Here is a 15,901-nt window from a genome sequence, read left to right as displayed (position 1 = left end):
TTATTGCAGGCATCAATAACATCCTGGTCACGGATAGAACCGCCAGGCTGTGCTACATATTTAACACCACTTTTAGCAGCTCTTTCAATGTTATCGCTAAATGGGAAGAAAGCATCGGAACCTAATGTAATTCCTTCAGCCTGTGATAACCATTCCTGTTTCTCTTCTTTTGTAAATACATCGGGCTTTTCAGTAAACACTCTCTGCCATTCACCATCAGCTAAAATATCCATGTATTCATCACCAATGTAAAGGTCGATGGCATTATCTCTGTCGGCACGCTTCATATCCTCTTTAAAAGGAAGATTAAGAACCTTTGGACACTGACGGAGAAGCCAGTTATCTGCCTTCTGTCCTGCAAGTCTTACACAGTGGATTCTTGACTGCTGTCCTGCACCTACACCAATAGCCTGTCCGTTTTTAACGAAACATACTGAATTTGACTGGGTATATTTAAGAGTAATCATTGAAATAGCCATGTCAATTTTAGCACTTTCAGGAATATCCTTATTTTCAGTTACAACATTGCTAAAGAAATCATCATCAATGTTTAATTCATTACGTCCCTGCTCAAAAGTAATTCCAAATACCTGTTTTCTTTCAATTGGGTTAGGAACATAATCAGGGTCAATTTCAATAATGGCATAGGCACCACGTTTTTTGCCTTTTAATAATTCTAAAGCTTCAGGTTCATATCCCGGAGCAATAATTCCGTCTGAAAATTCTCTTTTTATAAGAGCGGCAGTAGAAACATCACATACATCTGAAAGGGCAATAAAATCGCCGTATGAAGACATTCTGTCAGCACCTCTTGCTCTTGCATATGCAGCAGCAAGAGGAGATAAGTCACCCAGGTCGTCTACCCAGTAAATCTTAGCTTCAACATCACTAAGAGGAAGACCAACTGCGGCACCGGCAGGAGAAACATGCTTAAAAGAAGTAGCAGCAGGAAGACCTGTAGCCTTTTTAAGCTCCTTAACTAACTGCCATCCGTTAAAGGCATCAAGGAAATTAATATATCCCGGTTTTCCGTTTAAAACCTTAATAGGAAGTTCGCCTTCTTCCATAAAAATTCTAGAAGGCTTCTGATTCGGGTTACATCCATATTTTAATTCTAATTCTTTCATAATAATCCTTTCTGTTCTTTGTAATTGTTATTTAAAAAGTAAAAAATGTTAATGAGTTACATAAATTTATTTGTTTTTGTTAATAATCTTTGTTTCATAAGTTCCATCTTCAATATTGATATATCTTACAAACAATGAAACCTTGTTATCCTCATTTAAGCTGTTCCATAACATTTCAGTAAACTGATCCATATCATCCATCATAGGAACTAACTTAGGTTCTCCCTCAAAAGAAGGAAGAGGATTTCCGTCACATTTATATGTGTGAATAAAATGACCTTCGCCGTTTACAGGATTAGAGTATGCAAATGTATATCTGTTACAGGCATCAGGATTTCCGTTGTTGCTTTTTAATATAGACATTGCGTAGTTATATGTTCCGTTTTCAACATGCATAATACCTGAAATTCTAGGTGTATAGTTAGGACCGTCCGGTTCAAACTCACGGGTTCTAAGAGACTGCTCAAAAGTCTGCTGCTTGTCCATAAGTTCGTAGATAGTATCAGTCTGGTCTCCGTTAGTAACAATAGTCTTGTTTCCAAGAACACGAACAGGAGCGTAGATAATAAGACTTGGGTCAACTAATTTTGAAGGGTCAAAAGCTTCAGTTCTGATACCTTCTCCATCTGTTACAAAAACTCTGTTTCTGCTGTTTTCGCTTCTTCCCATAATGAAATATGCAGTAACTGCGAACTTTCCATTAGGAGTTTTTCCAATAACGATTCCACGTCCCGGATAAGAATTTTCCTTTAATTCTTTTTCAAGTGATAACATTTCCATTTATTTTCTTCCTCCATAAATAAAAAATAAAATAAAAACCGTCTGGGAAACCAGAAGGCTGCCCAGGCGGTCGACGAAACTAAATCCATGCTCCCTGTGGTAAATCCACTAATCCGCCAGTCACATGGAAGATATAAATAGAATAAACGATTTCTTAGGGATTTTCAACAAAAAAATATATATTGAAGAAATTTATTTTTTATATTAGTATATCATAGAGTGAAAAAAAATTAAGAATGTTAATAGTTTCTTAAGATTTATGAATTATAATTGCCTTCGGCAACAAAAAATATAAAAGAAATTAAAAGGTGAAGATTTGAAAACATTAAAAAAAATAATACCATCATATGCAGTAATACCCATTATAATGTCTCTTGTAGTGAATATGATTACGTACTTTGGTACAAGAATTTTTACTACTAAATTACATCATTATAATATTAACTGCTTTATTGACGACATGATCCCCTTTACAACATTTATGATATGGATATACGTGTTAAGCTATGTTATATGGGTAGTGGGATTTATTGTGATAGGAAGAGAAAACAAAAAAGTATGTTATGAAGTGCTTTTTGGAGAGCAGATTGCAAAGCTTATGTGCTTAGTGATTTTTGTGGCTTTCCCTACAACACTTATCAGACCGGAATTTGACGTAAATACCTTAAGTGAATGGATGACTAACTTAATATATACTTTAGACAGTCCCGATAATCTTTTTCCGTCAATACATTGTCTTGAAAGCTGGGTGTGCTTTAGAGGGGCAATGAGATGTAAAAAGGTGGGAAAAGTCTACAAGGTAATTATGCTTATTTTGGCACTTCTTGTTTTTGCATCAACAGTGATGGTAAAACAGCATGTGTTTGTAGACATAATAGGTGCCATTTTAGTTGTAGAGATAGGATTGGCATTAGCAAAGAGGTTAAATATATATAAGAAGCTTGATAAAAGCTATAGTGAATAAAGGAGTGGCATGAAGGAGACAAAGAAAAAAATTCTCTGGTCGGTAGTTTTACTGGCATTAATAGGTATTACGCTATATGTTATTGTAAAAAGCAACGATTCCCTTACTCTTGAGGGATTTATTCAATATGTGTCTAAGGCTAAAAAACAGTGGATAGTGGCTGCATTTGGGTGTATGCTGGGATTTATTGTATTTGAAGCATTGGCAGTTAGGGAGTTAAGTAAGGCTTTTGGTTACAAAAGAAAGTTTAGAAAGGCTCTTGTGTATTCCACATCAGATATTTATTTTTCGGCTATAACACCTTCTGCTACAGGAGGTCAGCCTGCATCAGCCTATTTTATGATGAATGATAAAATTCCCGGTGCGGTAACTACCATAGTATTGCTTGTAAACTTGACTTTATATACAACATCAATTATTCTTATAGGTATGGTGTGCTTCATCACAAGACCTTATATGTTTATACATTTTAGCTTTGTGTCTAAGTGTATGATTGTATTTGGATTTGTGTTTCAGTTTGTACTTATTGCAGTGTTTATTTTACTTGTTTACAAAGAGAAAATAATAATGAAAACTGCAAATTTCTTTATGAGACTTTTAAGTAAATTACATCTTATGCACAACATTGAGAAAAAGCAGGAGCATCTCATAGAGGTGGAAATGCAGTACAAAGAATGTGCAGCAGCCATAAAAGGTAAATTAAAAAATATTTTGATTGCACTTATATATAATTTCATGCAGAGACTGTCACTTATAATGGTATCTGTGTGTGTGTTTATCGCTGTAGGGGGAAGTGCTCATAATATCTACAATGCATTTATCGCTCAGGGATTTGTAGTTTTAGGCTCAAACAGTGTTCCTATTCCGGGTGCAGTTGGAGCTGCGGACTATCTTTTTATTGATGGATTTGGTAAAATAATAAATGATAGTGTCAGCATTGAATTACTTAGCAGGGGAATTTCATTTTACTGCTGCTTAGTTGTCTGCGGATTAATTACATTTGCGGCATCAGTGCTACATAGTTTGAAAGGAATGAAGCAAAAGAAAAAATGTTAGGTTATTGGGATTATACAGTTGTTCTTACATATTGTTCACTATTATCTGCCACTACAGGTATTCTTGTATCTTTGTCAGGGGCAGGACATCCGTATATAGGAGTTATGTTTTTATTACTTTGCGGACTTTGCGATACATTTGACGGCAGGGTTGCAAGATCAAAGAAGAACAGAACAGCTAAGGAAAAGGAATTTGGAATACAGATTGATTCATTATCAGATTTGGTAGCATTTGGTGTGTTGCCTGTTTGTGTGGGAATGGCACTCTATAAAAGAGATATGTTTGATATAGAAGCTTTAAGCCATCACAAAAGTGTACTTGCATGTGTTCCCCTTGCGGTTATTATTGCAGTAAGTGCCATATTTGTTTTAGCAGCACTGGTAAGACTGGCATATTTTAACATAACAGTTGAGGAAACCCAGGGAGAGGGATTAGGAGATAAGAAGCATTACTACGGCTTGCCTGTTACATCCACAGCACTTATTTTCCCTACATTTTTACTGGCAAGACATATTCTTTATCTTAGTCATGTAAACATATCATTTGTTTATTATATCTTGTTACTTATAGTTGCAGTTCTTTTTGTTCTTAAGTTTAAATTAAAGAAACCGGGAACAATGATGATATACTTTTTAGTAGGTATTGGTGCTGTTGAATTTATTGCAGTTATTTTATTAAAGTTTTTGTGCAAATAGATAGTTATGGATAATATAAAAGAAAGTTCAGGAATTTTAAAATTTTTATATAACACTGTTCCGGGAAGAGCAGTACTTAAAGTAATTACAAGCCCCACCATTTCAAAAATTGGCGGGGCTTATATGGATTCAAAATTATCCACCATACACATTAAGGGATTTATAAAGAATAATAATATAGATATGAGCCAGTATGAGAAGGTGAAGTATAAATCTTTTAATGAATTTTTTACAAGAAAGATATTGCCGGAGAAGAGACCGGTGTGTAAGGATGAGGATGCCCTTATTTCACCATGTGACGGAAGACTTTCGGCATATCACATAGACAGTAATTCCCGATTTTATATTAAAAAAAGCAGATATAGTATTCAGGACTTATTGCAGGGTAGCAAGGCAGCAGTGGATTATAATGGCGGAATATGTCTTATACTAAGATTATGTGTGGATGATTACCACAGATATGGAAATATAGATGACGGAGTTATTCTTGAAAACAAATATATCAGGGGAAAGCTTCACACCGTAAGACCTATAGCGGTAAACAGATATCCGGTTTTTGTGCAAAACAGCAGGGAGTATACCATAATAAAAACTAAGAATTTTGGAAGGGTAGCTCAAATTGAAGTTGGAGCCCTTATGATAGGCAAAATCAAAAATCACTCAAAGTCAGGCAGTGTAATTAAGGGAACGGAAAAGGGAATGTTTCTGTACGGCGGTTCCACTATAGTGCTTTTATTTGAAAAGGACACGGTATCCATACCTGAAAAGTATTTTGAAGAAACTGAAAATGACAGGGAAGTAATAGTTAAATATGGAAGCAAAATTGGTGGCAGAGCATAATCTACCACCATTTCTTTTTCTTAAAAACAACACAGAGAACTATAACAAGCAAGGTACTAAAGGCAAAAAGTCCCGGGTAGCCGTATGCCCACTTAAGCTCAGGCATTGCCTCAAAATTCATACCGTACCATCCTGTAATAAGGGTAAGAGGCATAAAAATAGTAGTTACAACAGTGAGAAACTTCATAATAAGATTCTGGTGAACATCAAGCTGTTGCTGGTAAACATCCCGGATTTGGGAAGTGTATTCCCAGATTTGTTCGGATTCGTGACTAAACAGGGACACTTTTTTTTCTAACACAGAAAAAAGCTGTTTGGAATCTTCATCAATCAGTCCCTTTGTATCATCGGCCAAGCACCCGCATATACCTTCAATTTGAATGTAATAGTGGTGTAACCGCAGGGTTTTACTACGATAGGTTGTAATATCTCTTATTAAGGTGTTCATTTTATCATTAAAAATGCTAAGCTCTAACTGAATAAGATTTTGTTGCAGGGAATTGATTTTTTCTAAATCCTTTGACATAACAAAATCAAGAACAAAAAAAAGACAGGCCCCCGGAGATATCATTTTTTCACAGTTTGCAGCTATAATATCATCAACCATATCCTTAAGATAATTATTTTTGTCAATGAAAATAATATAGCTTGGGGTATAAATAAACCGTATAAGGCAGGGAGGAGCCATTAAAATATCAGGAATGTTGATATATCCGTATAAAAAATCTGAGAATATTTCAATTTTTGAAAAATGAAAATCGGAAAAAATCATGGGTATTCTTGGAACATAATTATTAATAATATCATAATGAGTTGCCAAATCTAATGGAATAACTGCCATAAAATTGTCTGTTGGTATTTCAGAATTTTCTAAATTGTTGTTTATATCGTAAAACATATAAGCTCCCTACTTTGCAAAATATACGTTATATATATTGTGTAGAAAAAGATGTTTTAATCATAAAAAGTGCGTTATAATTAGAGGAGGAAACAAAATGAACGAAGTTCATTTTCTAAAGATGTTTCCGACGAAATGCCGCCGACCGAAGGGAGGGGGCACTACAATTATAAGGAGGAATTATGGACAAAAAAGAAGAACTGGTAAAGTTGTTAATTAATAAAAAATATACAATATCTTTTGCGGAAAGCTGTACAGGTGGAAAAATGGCAGCAGCAATCGTGGATGTGGCTGATGCGTCAAAAGTTTTAAATGCAAGTTTTGTAACCTATGCAAATGAGGCGAAAATAAAATATGCCGGGGTTTTGCCGGAAACCCTTGAAAAATACGGTGCAGTAAGTGAAGAAACCGCAGGAGAAATGGCTAAGGGCACAGCTAAGGCAAATGGAGCACAGGTTGCCGTAGGAATATCCGGAATAGCAGGCCCTACAGGGGGGACAAAGGAAAAGCCTGTAGGTACGGTATGCTTTGGATATTTTATGGAGGGAAGACTTTGGACGGAAACGGTAGTATTTCCTGACAGGGGGCGAAATATAGTCAGGGATATGAGTGTGGAGCATGTAATGGATGTGCTGATAAATGAATTGAAGAAATAAAGGTTATGTGTTAAAATTTTCTTTACGATGATTAATGGAAGGTGGGATTAAGATATGCCAATTAAAGTAAAACAGAGTCTCCCGGCAAGGGATATTTTAGAGAAAGAGAATATATTTGTAATGACGGAAACAAGAGCCATGACCCAGGATATCAGACCTCTTAAAGTTCTTGTTTTAAATCTGATGCCTACCAAAATCGTTACTGAGACACAGATTTTAAGAAAATTATCTAATACACCTCTTCAGATAGAGGTAGAATTTCTACAGACGGCAACATACCGTTCAAAGCATACAGACAAAAGCCATTTAGATGAATTTTATAAGACCTTTGACGAGGTTTCAAACAAGTATTTTGACGGATTAATAATAACAGGAGCACCTCTTGATTTTGTGGATTATGAGGATGTGGAATACTGGGATGAAATATGTGAAATTATGGAGTGGTCCAAAAAGCATGTACATTGTACTTTCTATTTATGCTGGGGTGCTTTTGCAGGACTTTATTATCACTATGGCATAAGAAAAAGAGACCGTGTTCCAAAGCTTTCAGGAATTTATAAACATAAAATTTTAAAGAAGAAATCTCCTTTGTTCAGAGGCTTTGACGATGAGTTTTATGCACCTCATTCCAGGGCAACAGAAGTTACAAGAGAGCAGATTTTGGCGGAGCCGGCACTGGAATTAATGGCAGAGTCAGATGAGGCAGGGGTGGCAATAGTCAAATCAAAAGACAGCAGACAGTTTTATGTTTTATGTCATACGGAATATGATGCAGACACTCTTAAGCTTGAATATGAGAGAGATACTGAAAAAGGCATGAACCCTCAGCTTCCGGTAAATTACTTTCCGGATGATGATCCTACAAAGGAACCGGTGGTAAACTGGCGCTCAGCAGGTCAGTTGTTGTGGACTAACTGGATTAACTACTACGTATACCAGACTACGCCGTATGATATTAATGATGTAGAAAACGAATAGGGAGAAATATTATGATTAAAATTATAGCAGACAGCACCTGCGATTTATCAGATGAATTAATAAAAAAATATGATATAGATATTCTTCCATTGTATATTCACATGGGAGATAAGGAATATAAGGACAAGCTTGAAATAACTCCTCAGGAGATATACAGATGGTCTGATGAAAACCGCACTACACCAAAGACAGCGGCACCTTCTATTGAGGATGCCATGAATATAATTGAAAAATATCAGAAGCAGGGTGATGACATTATTATGTTTGCCATATCAGAAGATATGTCAACATCAGCTAATGTTATGAGAATGGCGGCAGATAATTTAGATTACAGTGATCATGTGTATGTTATTAATTCAGAAAGTCTTTCCACGGGAATTGGTCTTTTAGTTATTGAGGCAGCAGTTATGGCACAAAAAGACAAAAGTCCTCAGGATATTGTGGAAATAATTGAAGCCTATAAGCCTTATGTAAGGGCAAGCTTTGTGGTAGATACGCTTAAATATCTTCACAGAGGAGGACGTTGTTCTTCTACAGCGGCTTTAGTTGGAGGAGTTCTTAAGTTAAAGCCAAGAATTGTAGTTGAAAACGGAAAAATGTTAGCTGACAAAAAATATCGTGGAAAAATTGATAAGGTAATTGTTCAGTATGTAAAGGATTTGGAAAATGCCTTACTTCATGCCAAAAAGGACAGGGTATTTATTACCCATTCAGGATGTGATGATGAAGTTGTAAACATTGTAAAGAAGTATTTAAAAGACCTTCATCATTTCAAAAATATATATGTTACTAATGCAGGAGGTGTAATATCCAGCCACTGCGGACCGGGAACATTGGGAGTTTTGTTTATTGCCGCAGGAGAGAAGCATGGTCCATATGATAAAGAGTTTGATGCTAATAAAAACGGCATAATGGAAGACCATGAAAAGGCTGCAGAAGATGCTTACATCAGACATTTAGTAGAAAAGGAAAAGCGTGACAGTGGCGAGGAAGAACAGGAGGAAGAAGACTTCTAAGGATATGTCACATAAAATTGACGGTTTCAACAATAAACACCAAAATATTTTTGTTTATTCTGCCTATGACATTTAACTATAAAAAGTAGTATACTTATATTAGGGAAAAAATTGATTAGAAAATGTTAGATTGGGTATAAATAAAACTAAGAGATAAGTAAAAGAGGTGTTTAGAGTGTTTAAAATTGGTGACTATGTTGTTCACGGAAGAAACGGAGTGTGCAAGGTGGTTGATATTACCCATATTGATATTTCCGGAGCAGATAAAAACCAGCTATATTATACTTTAATTCCAATGAAGTCAGAAGATAGCAGAATTTTTTATCCTGTGGATGGAAATAAAATAGTTATGCGCCCGGTATTAACCAGACAGGAGGCAGAGAATATTGTTTCCGAGATAAAAGACATTGAGCCTATGTGGATTGAAAATGACAGGCAGCGTGAGGAAAAATACAAAGAGGCAATCAGTTCCTGTGACTGTGAGAAGCTTATTTGTATAATAAAAACATTACATGCCAGAAATTCCAAGAGAATGGCACAGGGAAAGCGTATAACCTATGTAGATGACCGATACTTAAAGGAAGCAAAGAGAAATCTTCATGATGAGTTTTCAATTGCCCTTGGTATAGACAGAAATCAGGTAGAGGAATACATAAGAGAACACATTGATGTGGCGTAAGCATATTATAAGTGAATAATTTACATTAGAATCGAGTAGGAGTAATCTTACTCGATTTTGCTTGCCAAGAATATTGTAGATGAATTATAATACCAACTATAGAAAAGCCCCAAGGGGCAATACATATTATGTGTGGAGGAGAAAATATGTTTTGTAAGAAATGTGGAAAATATGTTCAGCCTAATGAAAATTTCTGCCCTTACTGTGGAGCAGAGGTTGAAAAAGCTGATTTTGCAAGTAATACAGATGAAACGAAAGTTATCCCAAATATTCAGGATGAATTAAACAGTCAGGGAAAAAGCCTTGATGATATATCAGAGGATATTCCAAAGGAAGTTGAATATGTGGAAGATGACCAATTTGATTTTCCGGAAGATTTAGGTGATGATGAATTTGAGTTTGCCGAAGATGATGAAGATGATGGGGAGTTAGAATATGAGGATGATGAGGACGGCTATTACGGAGATGTTGCCAAAGAAAATGAGGCAATTGCCAACAAAAATAAAAAGATGAATATTATAGCCATTGCTGTTTCAGCGTCAATTATACTGGTAATAGTAATTGTAGCTGTTGCACTTTCCCTTACATTAGGTGGCAAAAACAACGATAAAAAGGAAACTACAAGTGCTAAGGAAACAGCTACAACTGTAGAGGAATCAGTTACGGAAGAAACAGCAGAGGCAACCCAGGAGCCACAGCAGAATGAAACAGAGCCGGAAACAGAGCCGGAAACAGAACCTGCAACAGAGCCACCTGTGGTAACTAAGAAACCAAGACCAACTAAGCCGGCGGTACAACCTACAGAAGCTCCTACTAAGGCAGAACCTGTTACGGAGGCACCTACAGAGCCTGTTACAGCGGCACCTGACGATAATCAGGATAATGCAGGAGAATAATTATTTAGGAAAATAGAATGAGATTTAATAAAAAAACAAGTGATTATTTAATTGAATTATTAAGGTCTGTAATAAATGAAGATTCACCTAAAGAGAAACCGGAGGGTGTAGACTGGGATGACATATACAGTCTCGCCCTGTTTCACAAGGTGGATGAAATGGTTTTTCATGCCATATCAAAACTTACGGGAAAGCCTGAAGGTAGGGAGGCTTTAAAGTGGGAAAAGCAGCATGAAAAAAATCAGATTGTAAATATGGTACAGACAGGAGAAGGAGAAACCATTATAAATGAGGCATCTGCAAGGGGGATAGATATTTTACCTCTTAAGGGGTCTGTGCTTAAAAACATATATCCAAATCCGGAATTTAGGCAGATGGGTGATTTGGATTATCTGGTTTTATCTGATGAAAGTACCATGAAGGAAATGGGAAAACTGTTACATGAATTAGGATATGAAGATGGTGAAGGGGTAGGCCTTGAAGCCAGCCACGACGTGTATATTAAGCCACCTTATATGGAGGTGGAGGTTCACAGAAGACTTCTTCCAACTACTGAGGAAAATCACTGGCATACTGATGATATATGGGACAGGCTTGTAAAAGATGAAGATAATCCCCATCTTATGCATATGACACCGGAGGATTTTTATTTGTTTCATCTTCTTCATTTTGAGAAGCATTATTCCATGGGTGGAAGCGGTATAAGATCCATTATAGACCAGTATTACCTAATGAAAAATTATGGTGCTACCATGGATTTTGATTACATTAATAAGCTTCTTGTTAAAATGAATTATGTTGAATTTGAGGCTATGTGTAAAAATCTTGCAAAGGCATGGTTTGAAGATGGTTTATTAAATGATGAATTAGAACAGTCAGCTGAGTACATAATAAACAGTGGTGCCTTTGGTACCTTTGAGCAATACCAGAAGTGGCGTTTTGAACAGTATAGAAAACAAGGCATAAAAACTAAAAAAGGCCTGTTTTTCCGAAGAATGTTTATGGAAAGGGAAAGGATGGAAAATATATATCCGTCTCTTAAGAAACATGGATGGCTGTTGCCGTTTTGCTGGGTACACAGATTGATAAAGGCTGTTTTGTTTAGAAGAAATAAAATCAAAATGGAGATAAATAGTTTAAGGGATAAAAAATAAACAGGACGTATTCAATGAGGTGAAAGACATGAGTAAAAAAGAGTTTAAGCCATTTATTCCCGCAAATAAGGTTGTGCCTGAATTTACTGTGGCATCAGTAGTTTTAGGCATTCTTATGGCGGTTATTTTTGGCGCTGCAAATGCTTATTTAGGACTTCGTGTGGGAATGACTGTTTCTGCCTCTATTCCGGCAGCAGTAATATCCATGGGAGTTCTCCGTGTAATTCTTAAAAAAGATTCCATTTTAGAAAATAATATGGTGCAGACAATTGGGTCGGCAGGTGAATCATTAGCCGCAGGGGCTATTTTTACCATGCCGGCAATTTTTATGTGGGCAAATGAGGGTTTGTGTGAAAAGCCTTCCTTCTGGCTTATTGCAGTAATTGCCCTTTGCGGAGGTTTGTTGGGGGTATTCTTTATGGTTCCTCTTAGAACTGCTTTAATAGTGGAAGAACACGAAAGATTGCCATATCCTGAAGGAATGGCATGTTCTGAGGTGCTGTTGGCAGGAGAAGAAGGAGGAAGTAAGTCAAAGGTGGTTTTTTCAGGGCTGGGAATTTCTGCCATATACAAATTTGTGGCAGACGGACTCAGGCTTTTTCCCAGTCAGGTGGAGTATTCTTTTAGTAAAAACTATACCTGTGGAATAGGTGTTGATGTGTTACCGGCATTAGCAGGTGTAGGATATATATGTGGTATAAAAATTGCCAGATATATGTTTGCAGGAGGAGTGCTGTCATATCTGGTGCTTATTCCTGCCATTGCATTTTTCGGAGGAGACAGTGTGGTTACCGGGGCAAATGCCTCAGACATTGTGGGAAATATCTGGGGAGGCTATGTAAGGTATATAGGAGCCGGAGCAGTGGCAGCAGGAGGCATTATAAGTCTGATTAAAACATTTCCCACCATGGTAAAAACCTTCAGGCATGCCATAAAAGGTTTTGGCAAAAATGTATCCGGGGGAGATAGAACAGCAAGAGATTTACCAATGTGGTTTATTTTAACGGGGATTTTCGTTATAGCAGTTGCCATGTGCTTTATTCCGGGAATTACCATAAATCCTCTAGGTGCCATATTAATTATTATATTTGGATTTTTCTTTGCCACTGTATCTTCCAGAATGGTAGGATTAGTGGGAAGCAGCAATAATCCTGTATCGGGAATGGCTATTGCAACCCTTATTATTACAACCTTTGTGCTTAAATCCACAGGAACTACAGGAGCAAAGGGGATGATAGCAGCCATATCCATAGGAACGGTAATATGTATTGTGGCGGCAATGGCAGGAGATACTTCCCAGGATTTGAAAACAGGATATATAGTAGGGGCAACTCCTAAAAAACAGCAAATCGGTGAAATGATAGGAACTCTGGTTTCTGCGTTGTCAATTGGAGGAGTAATGTATCTTTTAAGTAATTCCTGGGGTGGGTTTGGTTCAGAGCAGTTAGCAGCGCCACAAGCATCTTTAATGAAAATGGTTATTGAGGGAGTTATGGGGGGAACCCTTCCCTGGACTCTTATTTTCGTAGGTGTTTTTGTTGCAGTGGTGGCTGAAATCCTTAATATACCGGTGCTGGCATTTGCCATAGGTCTGTATCTGCCTATTTATCTTAGCACTCCTATTATGATAGGTGGAATTACCAGATGGATTGTGGAGAATAAATTTAAATATAATAGTGAAAAGCAGCAGAAGGATTCCGTGGATAAGGGAGTGTTATATTCTGCGGGAATGATTGCAGGAGAAGGACTTGTAGGAATATTTCTGGCAGTTTTAGCGGTTTTTGGAATAGATAAAGCAATTGATTTATCAGGTATTTATGGTGGAGAATTTTATTCTGTGGGAAAATGTGTGGCATTGATTGTTTTTACATTTTTTATTATTTCAATTATAGGCTTTTGTGTGAAAGGCAGGGATAAGACGGAATAAAGGAAAAATAGAATTTTCACAGGGGGAGAATATAAATGGTGAAAAAACAAAAATTAAATTATGTTGATTTTATACCCGGAATAAATATACAATGGAAGATAACAAAGGATAATCTGGTGGAGATAATTGTGGAAAATAAGGGATTTTACAATGTAGTAGCCCGGAGGCTGTTAAAAAAGCCCAGATTTAGCTACGTCCAATTAGATTCCTATGGAAGTTATGTGTGGCGGCAAATAGACGGAAAAAGAAATATATATGAAATTGGCGCAAGGTTAAAGAAAGAACATAGCAAAGCCGGAGAAATGTTATATGAAAGGTTAAGCATGTTTTTTAATATACTGGAAAAGAAGAAATTTATAGTATTTATGGAGGAAGACAAATGAGAGTTTTAGAGAATTTAGAGCCAAAGAAGGTATTTGAATATTTTGAGGATATTACAAGAATTCCCCATGGTTCGGGAAATGTAGAGGCAATAAGCAATTACATTGCAGACTTTGCCAAAAGCCATAATTTGAAATACAGACAGGATGATATGCACAATATTATTGTGTGGAAGGAGGCATCAAAGGGATATGAAAACTCTAAGCCTGTAATAATTCAGGGACATATAGATATGGTGGCGGTAAAAACTGCTGACAGTAAAAAGGACATGGAAAAAGAGGGTCTGGACCTTGAAATTGAAGGTGACTGGATAACGGCAGATAAAACCTCCCTTGGAGGAGATGATGGCATTGCCGTAGCCTATGCCCTTGCTATTTTAGATAGTAGTGAAATAGCACATCCCCCTATTGAAGCTGTATTTACGGTAGATGAAGAGGTGGGAATGTTAGGTGCGGCAGCTATTGACGTTTCTGATTTAAAGGGAAAACTTCTTTTAAATGTGGATTCGGAGGATGAAGGAATATTTACAGTAAGTTGTGCAGGTGGAGCTACTGCTACATGTATTCTCCCGTATAATAAAGATATGATAAATGCCAAAATTATAGAAATGAGATTAGATGGCTTTACGGGAGGACATTCAGGAGCCGAGATACACAAGGAAAGAGCTAATTCCAACTGTGTTTTAGGAAGGATTCTTTTAAATGTGTTTGAGAATATTGATATGCGTATTATTGGGGTAAACGGTGGCGAAAAGGATAATGCCATTGCCAATTTAAGCGAGGCGGCAATTGCAGTTTTACCGGAATGTGTAGACAGGGCTAAGGAAATTATTAATAAGGTATTTGATGAAGTAAAAGATGAATACAAGGTAACTGACCCGGCTATGAAAATTACCCTTAATGTTATGGATAGTCAGTTAGTGGAGGCAATGTCAGGGCCATCCACATTGGCAACAGTTATTCTTTTGGCAAACCTTCCAAACGGAGTTGGAAGAATGAATCCTGAAATTAAGGATATGGTTCAGACTTCCCTTAATTTTGGAATTTTAAGAACTACGGATAAAGAAGTAAGAATGTCCTATTCCGTAAGAAGTTCTAAGGATAGTGAGAAAAATTATCTTATACAGAAACTTAAAAGCCTTACGGAAATATTTGGCGGAAGTCTTCAGTGTGAAGGTGTTTATCCCGGCTGGGAGTACAGGGCTGATTCAGTGTTAAGGGATACAGCTGTAAAGGCATACAGGGAAGTTTATGGTGGAAAAGAGCCGGTGGTAGAGGGAATCCACGCAGGTCTTGAGTGTGGACTTTTTGCCTCCAAAATAGATGATTTGGATGCCATATCCTTTGGACCGGATATGAAGGATATTCACACAACAGATGAGAAATTAAGCATTTCTTCAACAAAAAGAACATGGGAGCTACTGGTAAAAATACTGGAAATGTTAAAATAGAGAGAGTTTTGATATGGAAGAAAATTATAAAAAATACTTAGAATTGTTATCTGAAAAATACCCTACTACCTAGTCGGTATGTACGGAGATATTTCAGCATTTGGGGCTGATATTAAGGTTAAAAGCGACGGTGAACTTGTAGAATATTTGCATGGATTGTTTGAAAAATAGTGAAATTGAAAAAGTGTATATTGAGGTAAATTAATTCATTGTCAAATATAATGAAGCGGTTTATGTACAAAAAGGAACTCGTGTGAGTTCTTTTTTATAGTTTGCGCGCCATGGGCGCGCTCTAACGGGTGAAAGTCCCGAACACGCCCAGATAGTGGGAAGTGTATAGCTGAACAGCAAGGGTGTCCATCGTGAGATGGAATCTGAAGGAAGCTGTAAGCAAACCTCTGGTC

Annotated in this window: 16 protein-coding genes and 1 riboswitch; of the genes, 13 read left to right on the top strand and 3 right to left on the bottom strand. The window is 36.8% G+C overall.

Annotation, left to right across the window (positions count from 1 at the left end):
* Positions 1-1,127: phosphoribosylaminoimidazolecarboxamide formyltransferase (locus Q5O73_RS06800; protein WP_302669325.1), on the bottom strand; the 1,127-nt coding region annotated here is incomplete at its 3' end.
* Between the two features lie 66 nt (positions 1,128-1,193).
* Positions 1,194-1,907 (bottom strand): IMP cyclohydrolase, encoded by a 714-nt coding sequence (locus Q5O73_RS06795; protein WP_118589660.1) that lies wholly within the window; start codon positions 1,905-1,907, stop codon positions 1,194-1,196.
* Positions 1,908-1,960: 53 nt separating this feature from the next.
* Positions 1,961-2,041: riboswitch (ZMP/ZTP riboswitch) on the bottom strand.
* A gap of 182 nt (positions 2,042-2,223) precedes the next feature.
* On the opposite strand from Q5O73_RS06795, the gene Q5O73_RS06790 reads away from it, so the two are divergent.
* The 4 genes from Q5O73_RS06790 to Q5O73_RS06775 are packed head-to-tail and all read left to right on the top strand — an operon-like array spanning position 2,224 to position 5,462.
* Positions 2,224-2,871, top strand: coding sequence for a phosphatase PAP2 family protein (locus tag Q5O73_RS06790; RefSeq protein ID WP_302624396.1), 648 nt, complete (start codon positions 2,224-2,226; stop codon positions 2,869-2,871).
* A 9-nt stretch (positions 2,872-2,880) separates the two neighbouring features.
* Positions 2,881-3,927 carry a lysylphosphatidylglycerol synthase transmembrane domain-containing protein gene (locus tag Q5O73_RS06785; RefSeq protein WP_302669324.1) on the top strand — a complete coding sequence of 349 codons (1,047 nt, stop codon included), beginning with the start codon at positions 2,881-2,883 and terminating at the stop codon, positions 3,925-3,927.
* A complete protein-coding gene (locus Q5O73_RS06780; RefSeq protein ID WP_302669323.1) occupies positions 3,921-4,622 on the top strand; it encodes a phosphatidylcholine/phosphatidylserine synthase in 702 nt (233 codons plus the stop codon). The genes Q5O73_RS06785 and Q5O73_RS06780 overlap by 7 nt, the downstream gene beginning before the upstream one ends.
* 6 nt (positions 4,623-4,628) lie before the next feature.
* Positions 4,629-5,462, top strand: a complete 834-nt coding sequence (locus Q5O73_RS06775) for a phosphatidylserine decarboxylase (protein ID WP_186840627.1) — start codon at positions 4,629-4,631, stop codon at positions 5,460-5,462.
* Between the two features lies 1 nt (position 5,463).
* On the opposite strand, the gene Q5O73_RS06770 is transcribed toward Q5O73_RS06775, so the two are convergent.
* On the bottom strand, positions 5,464-6,360 hold the full coding sequence (locus Q5O73_RS06770) for a CorA family divalent cation transporter (RefSeq protein ID WP_302669322.1): 897 nt from the start codon (positions 6,358-6,360) through the stop codon (positions 5,464-5,466).
* A 182-nt stretch (positions 6,361-6,542) separates the two neighbouring features.
* Here Q5O73_RS06770 and Q5O73_RS06765 point away from each other — a divergent pair, with 182 nt between their 5' ends.
* From Q5O73_RS06765 to Q5O73_RS06725, 9 genes are all read left to right on the top strand, one after another.
* Positions 6,543-7,016: a CinA family protein gene (locus Q5O73_RS06765; RefSeq protein ID WP_186840628.1), complete on the top strand. Its 474-nt coding sequence runs from the start codon at positions 6,543-6,545 to the stop codon at positions 7,014-7,016.
* Positions 7,017-7,070: 54 nt separating this feature from the next.
* Positions 7,071-7,994, top strand: a complete 924-nt coding sequence (gene metA, locus Q5O73_RS06760; protein ID WP_021951894.1) for a homoserine O-succinyltransferase — start codon at positions 7,071-7,073, stop codon at positions 7,992-7,994.
* 11 nt (positions 7,995-8,005) lie between these two features.
* Positions 8,006-9,010, top strand: a complete 1,005-nt coding sequence (locus Q5O73_RS06755) for a DegV family protein (RefSeq protein WP_368076748.1) — start codon at positions 8,006-8,008, stop codon at positions 9,008-9,010.
* Between the two features lie 175 nt (positions 9,011-9,185).
* Complete coding sequence (locus Q5O73_RS06750; RefSeq protein ID WP_021951892.1) at positions 9,186-9,689, top strand: CarD family transcriptional regulator; 504 nt, start codon at positions 9,186-9,188, stop codon at positions 9,687-9,689.
* Between the two features lie 146 nt (positions 9,690-9,835).
* Complete coding sequence (locus tag Q5O73_RS06745) at positions 9,836-10,585, top strand: zinc ribbon domain-containing protein (protein WP_158576877.1); 750 nt, start codon at positions 9,836-9,838, stop codon at positions 10,583-10,585.
* 17 nt (positions 10,586-10,602) lie between these two features.
* Positions 10,603-11,739: a nucleotidyltransferase family protein gene (locus tag Q5O73_RS06740; RefSeq protein ID WP_302669321.1), complete on the top strand. Its 1,137-nt coding sequence runs from the start codon at positions 10,603-10,605 to the stop codon at positions 11,737-11,739.
* Between the two features lie 28 nt (positions 11,740-11,767).
* Positions 11,768-13,666, top strand: coding sequence for an OPT family oligopeptide transporter (locus Q5O73_RS06735; protein ID WP_302669320.1), 1,899 nt, complete (start codon positions 11,768-11,770; stop codon positions 13,664-13,666).
* 35 nt (positions 13,667-13,701) lie between these two features.
* A complete protein-coding gene (locus Q5O73_RS06730) occupies positions 13,702-14,049 on the top strand; it encodes a PqqD family protein (protein WP_021951888.1) in 348 nt (115 codons plus the stop codon).
* The gene (locus Q5O73_RS06725; protein ID WP_302669319.1) at positions 14,046-15,497 is read left to right on the top strand and encodes an aminoacyl-histidine dipeptidase; all 1,452 of its coding nucleotides are present in this window, start codon (positions 14,046-14,048) and stop codon (positions 15,495-15,497) included. The genes Q5O73_RS06730 and Q5O73_RS06725 overlap by 4 nt, the downstream gene beginning before the upstream one ends.
* Positions 15,498-15,901: the final 404 nt, after the last annotated feature.

The sequence above is a fragment of the Eubacterium sp. AF15-50 genome (assembly GCF_934835595.1).
Classification (GTDB): Bacteria; Bacillota; Clostridia; order Lachnospirales; family Lachnospiraceae; genus Eubacterium_G; species Eubacterium_G segne.
Note: the sequence above shows the minus strand (reverse complement) of the source record. Positions and strands in the feature narration are given on the sequence as shown.

What these genes read in the sequence shown, in the direction of transcription:
- Q5O73_RS06795 (WP_118589660.1), bottom strand. Translation starts at nt 1,907, where the DNA reads ATGGAAATGTTATCACTTGAAAAAGAATTAAAGGAAAATTCTTATCCG.
- Q5O73_RS06745 (WP_158576877.1), top strand. Translation starts at nt 9,836, where the DNA reads ATGTTTTGTAAGAAATGTGGAAAATATGTTCAGCCTAATGAAAATTTC.
- Q5O73_RS06765 (WP_186840628.1), top strand. Translation starts at nt 6,543, where the DNA reads ATGGACAAAAAAGAAGAACTGGTAAAGTTGTTAATTAATAAAAAATAT.
- Q5O73_RS06785 (WP_302669324.1), top strand. Translation starts at nt 2,881, where the DNA reads ATGAAGGAGACAAAGAAAAAAATTCTCTGGTCGGTAGTTTTACTGGCA.
- Q5O73_RS06755 (WP_368076748.1), top strand. Translation starts at nt 8,006, where the DNA reads ATGATTAAAATTATAGCAGACAGCACCTGCGATTTATCAGATGAATTA.
- Q5O73_RS06725 (WP_302669319.1), top strand. Translation starts at nt 14,046, where the DNA reads ATGAGAGTTTTAGAGAATTTAGAGCCAAAGAAGGTATTTGAATATTTT.
- Q5O73_RS06780 (WP_302669323.1), top strand. Translation starts at nt 3,921, where the DNA reads ATGTTAGGTTATTGGGATTATACAGTTGTTCTTACATATTGTTCACTA.
- metA (WP_021951894.1), top strand. Translation starts at nt 7,071, where the DNA reads ATGCCAATTAAAGTAAAACAGAGTCTCCCGGCAAGGGATATTTTAGAG.
- Q5O73_RS06730 (WP_021951888.1), top strand. Translation starts at nt 13,702, where the DNA reads ATGGTGAAAAAACAAAAATTAAATTATGTTGATTTTATACCCGGAATA.
- Q5O73_RS06770 (WP_302669322.1), bottom strand. Translation starts at nt 6,360, where the DNA reads ATGTTTTACGATATAAACAACAATTTAGAAAATTCTGAAATACCAACA.
- Q5O73_RS06775 (WP_186840627.1), top strand. Translation starts at nt 4,629, where the DNA reads ATGGATAATATAAAAGAAAGTTCAGGAATTTTAAAATTTTTATATAAC.
- Q5O73_RS06735 (WP_302669320.1), top strand. Translation starts at nt 11,768, where the DNA reads ATGAGTAAAAAAGAGTTTAAGCCATTTATTCCCGCAAATAAGGTTGTG.
- Q5O73_RS06740 (WP_302669321.1), top strand. Translation starts at nt 10,603, where the DNA reads ATGAGATTTAATAAAAAAACAAGTGATTATTTAATTGAATTATTAAGG.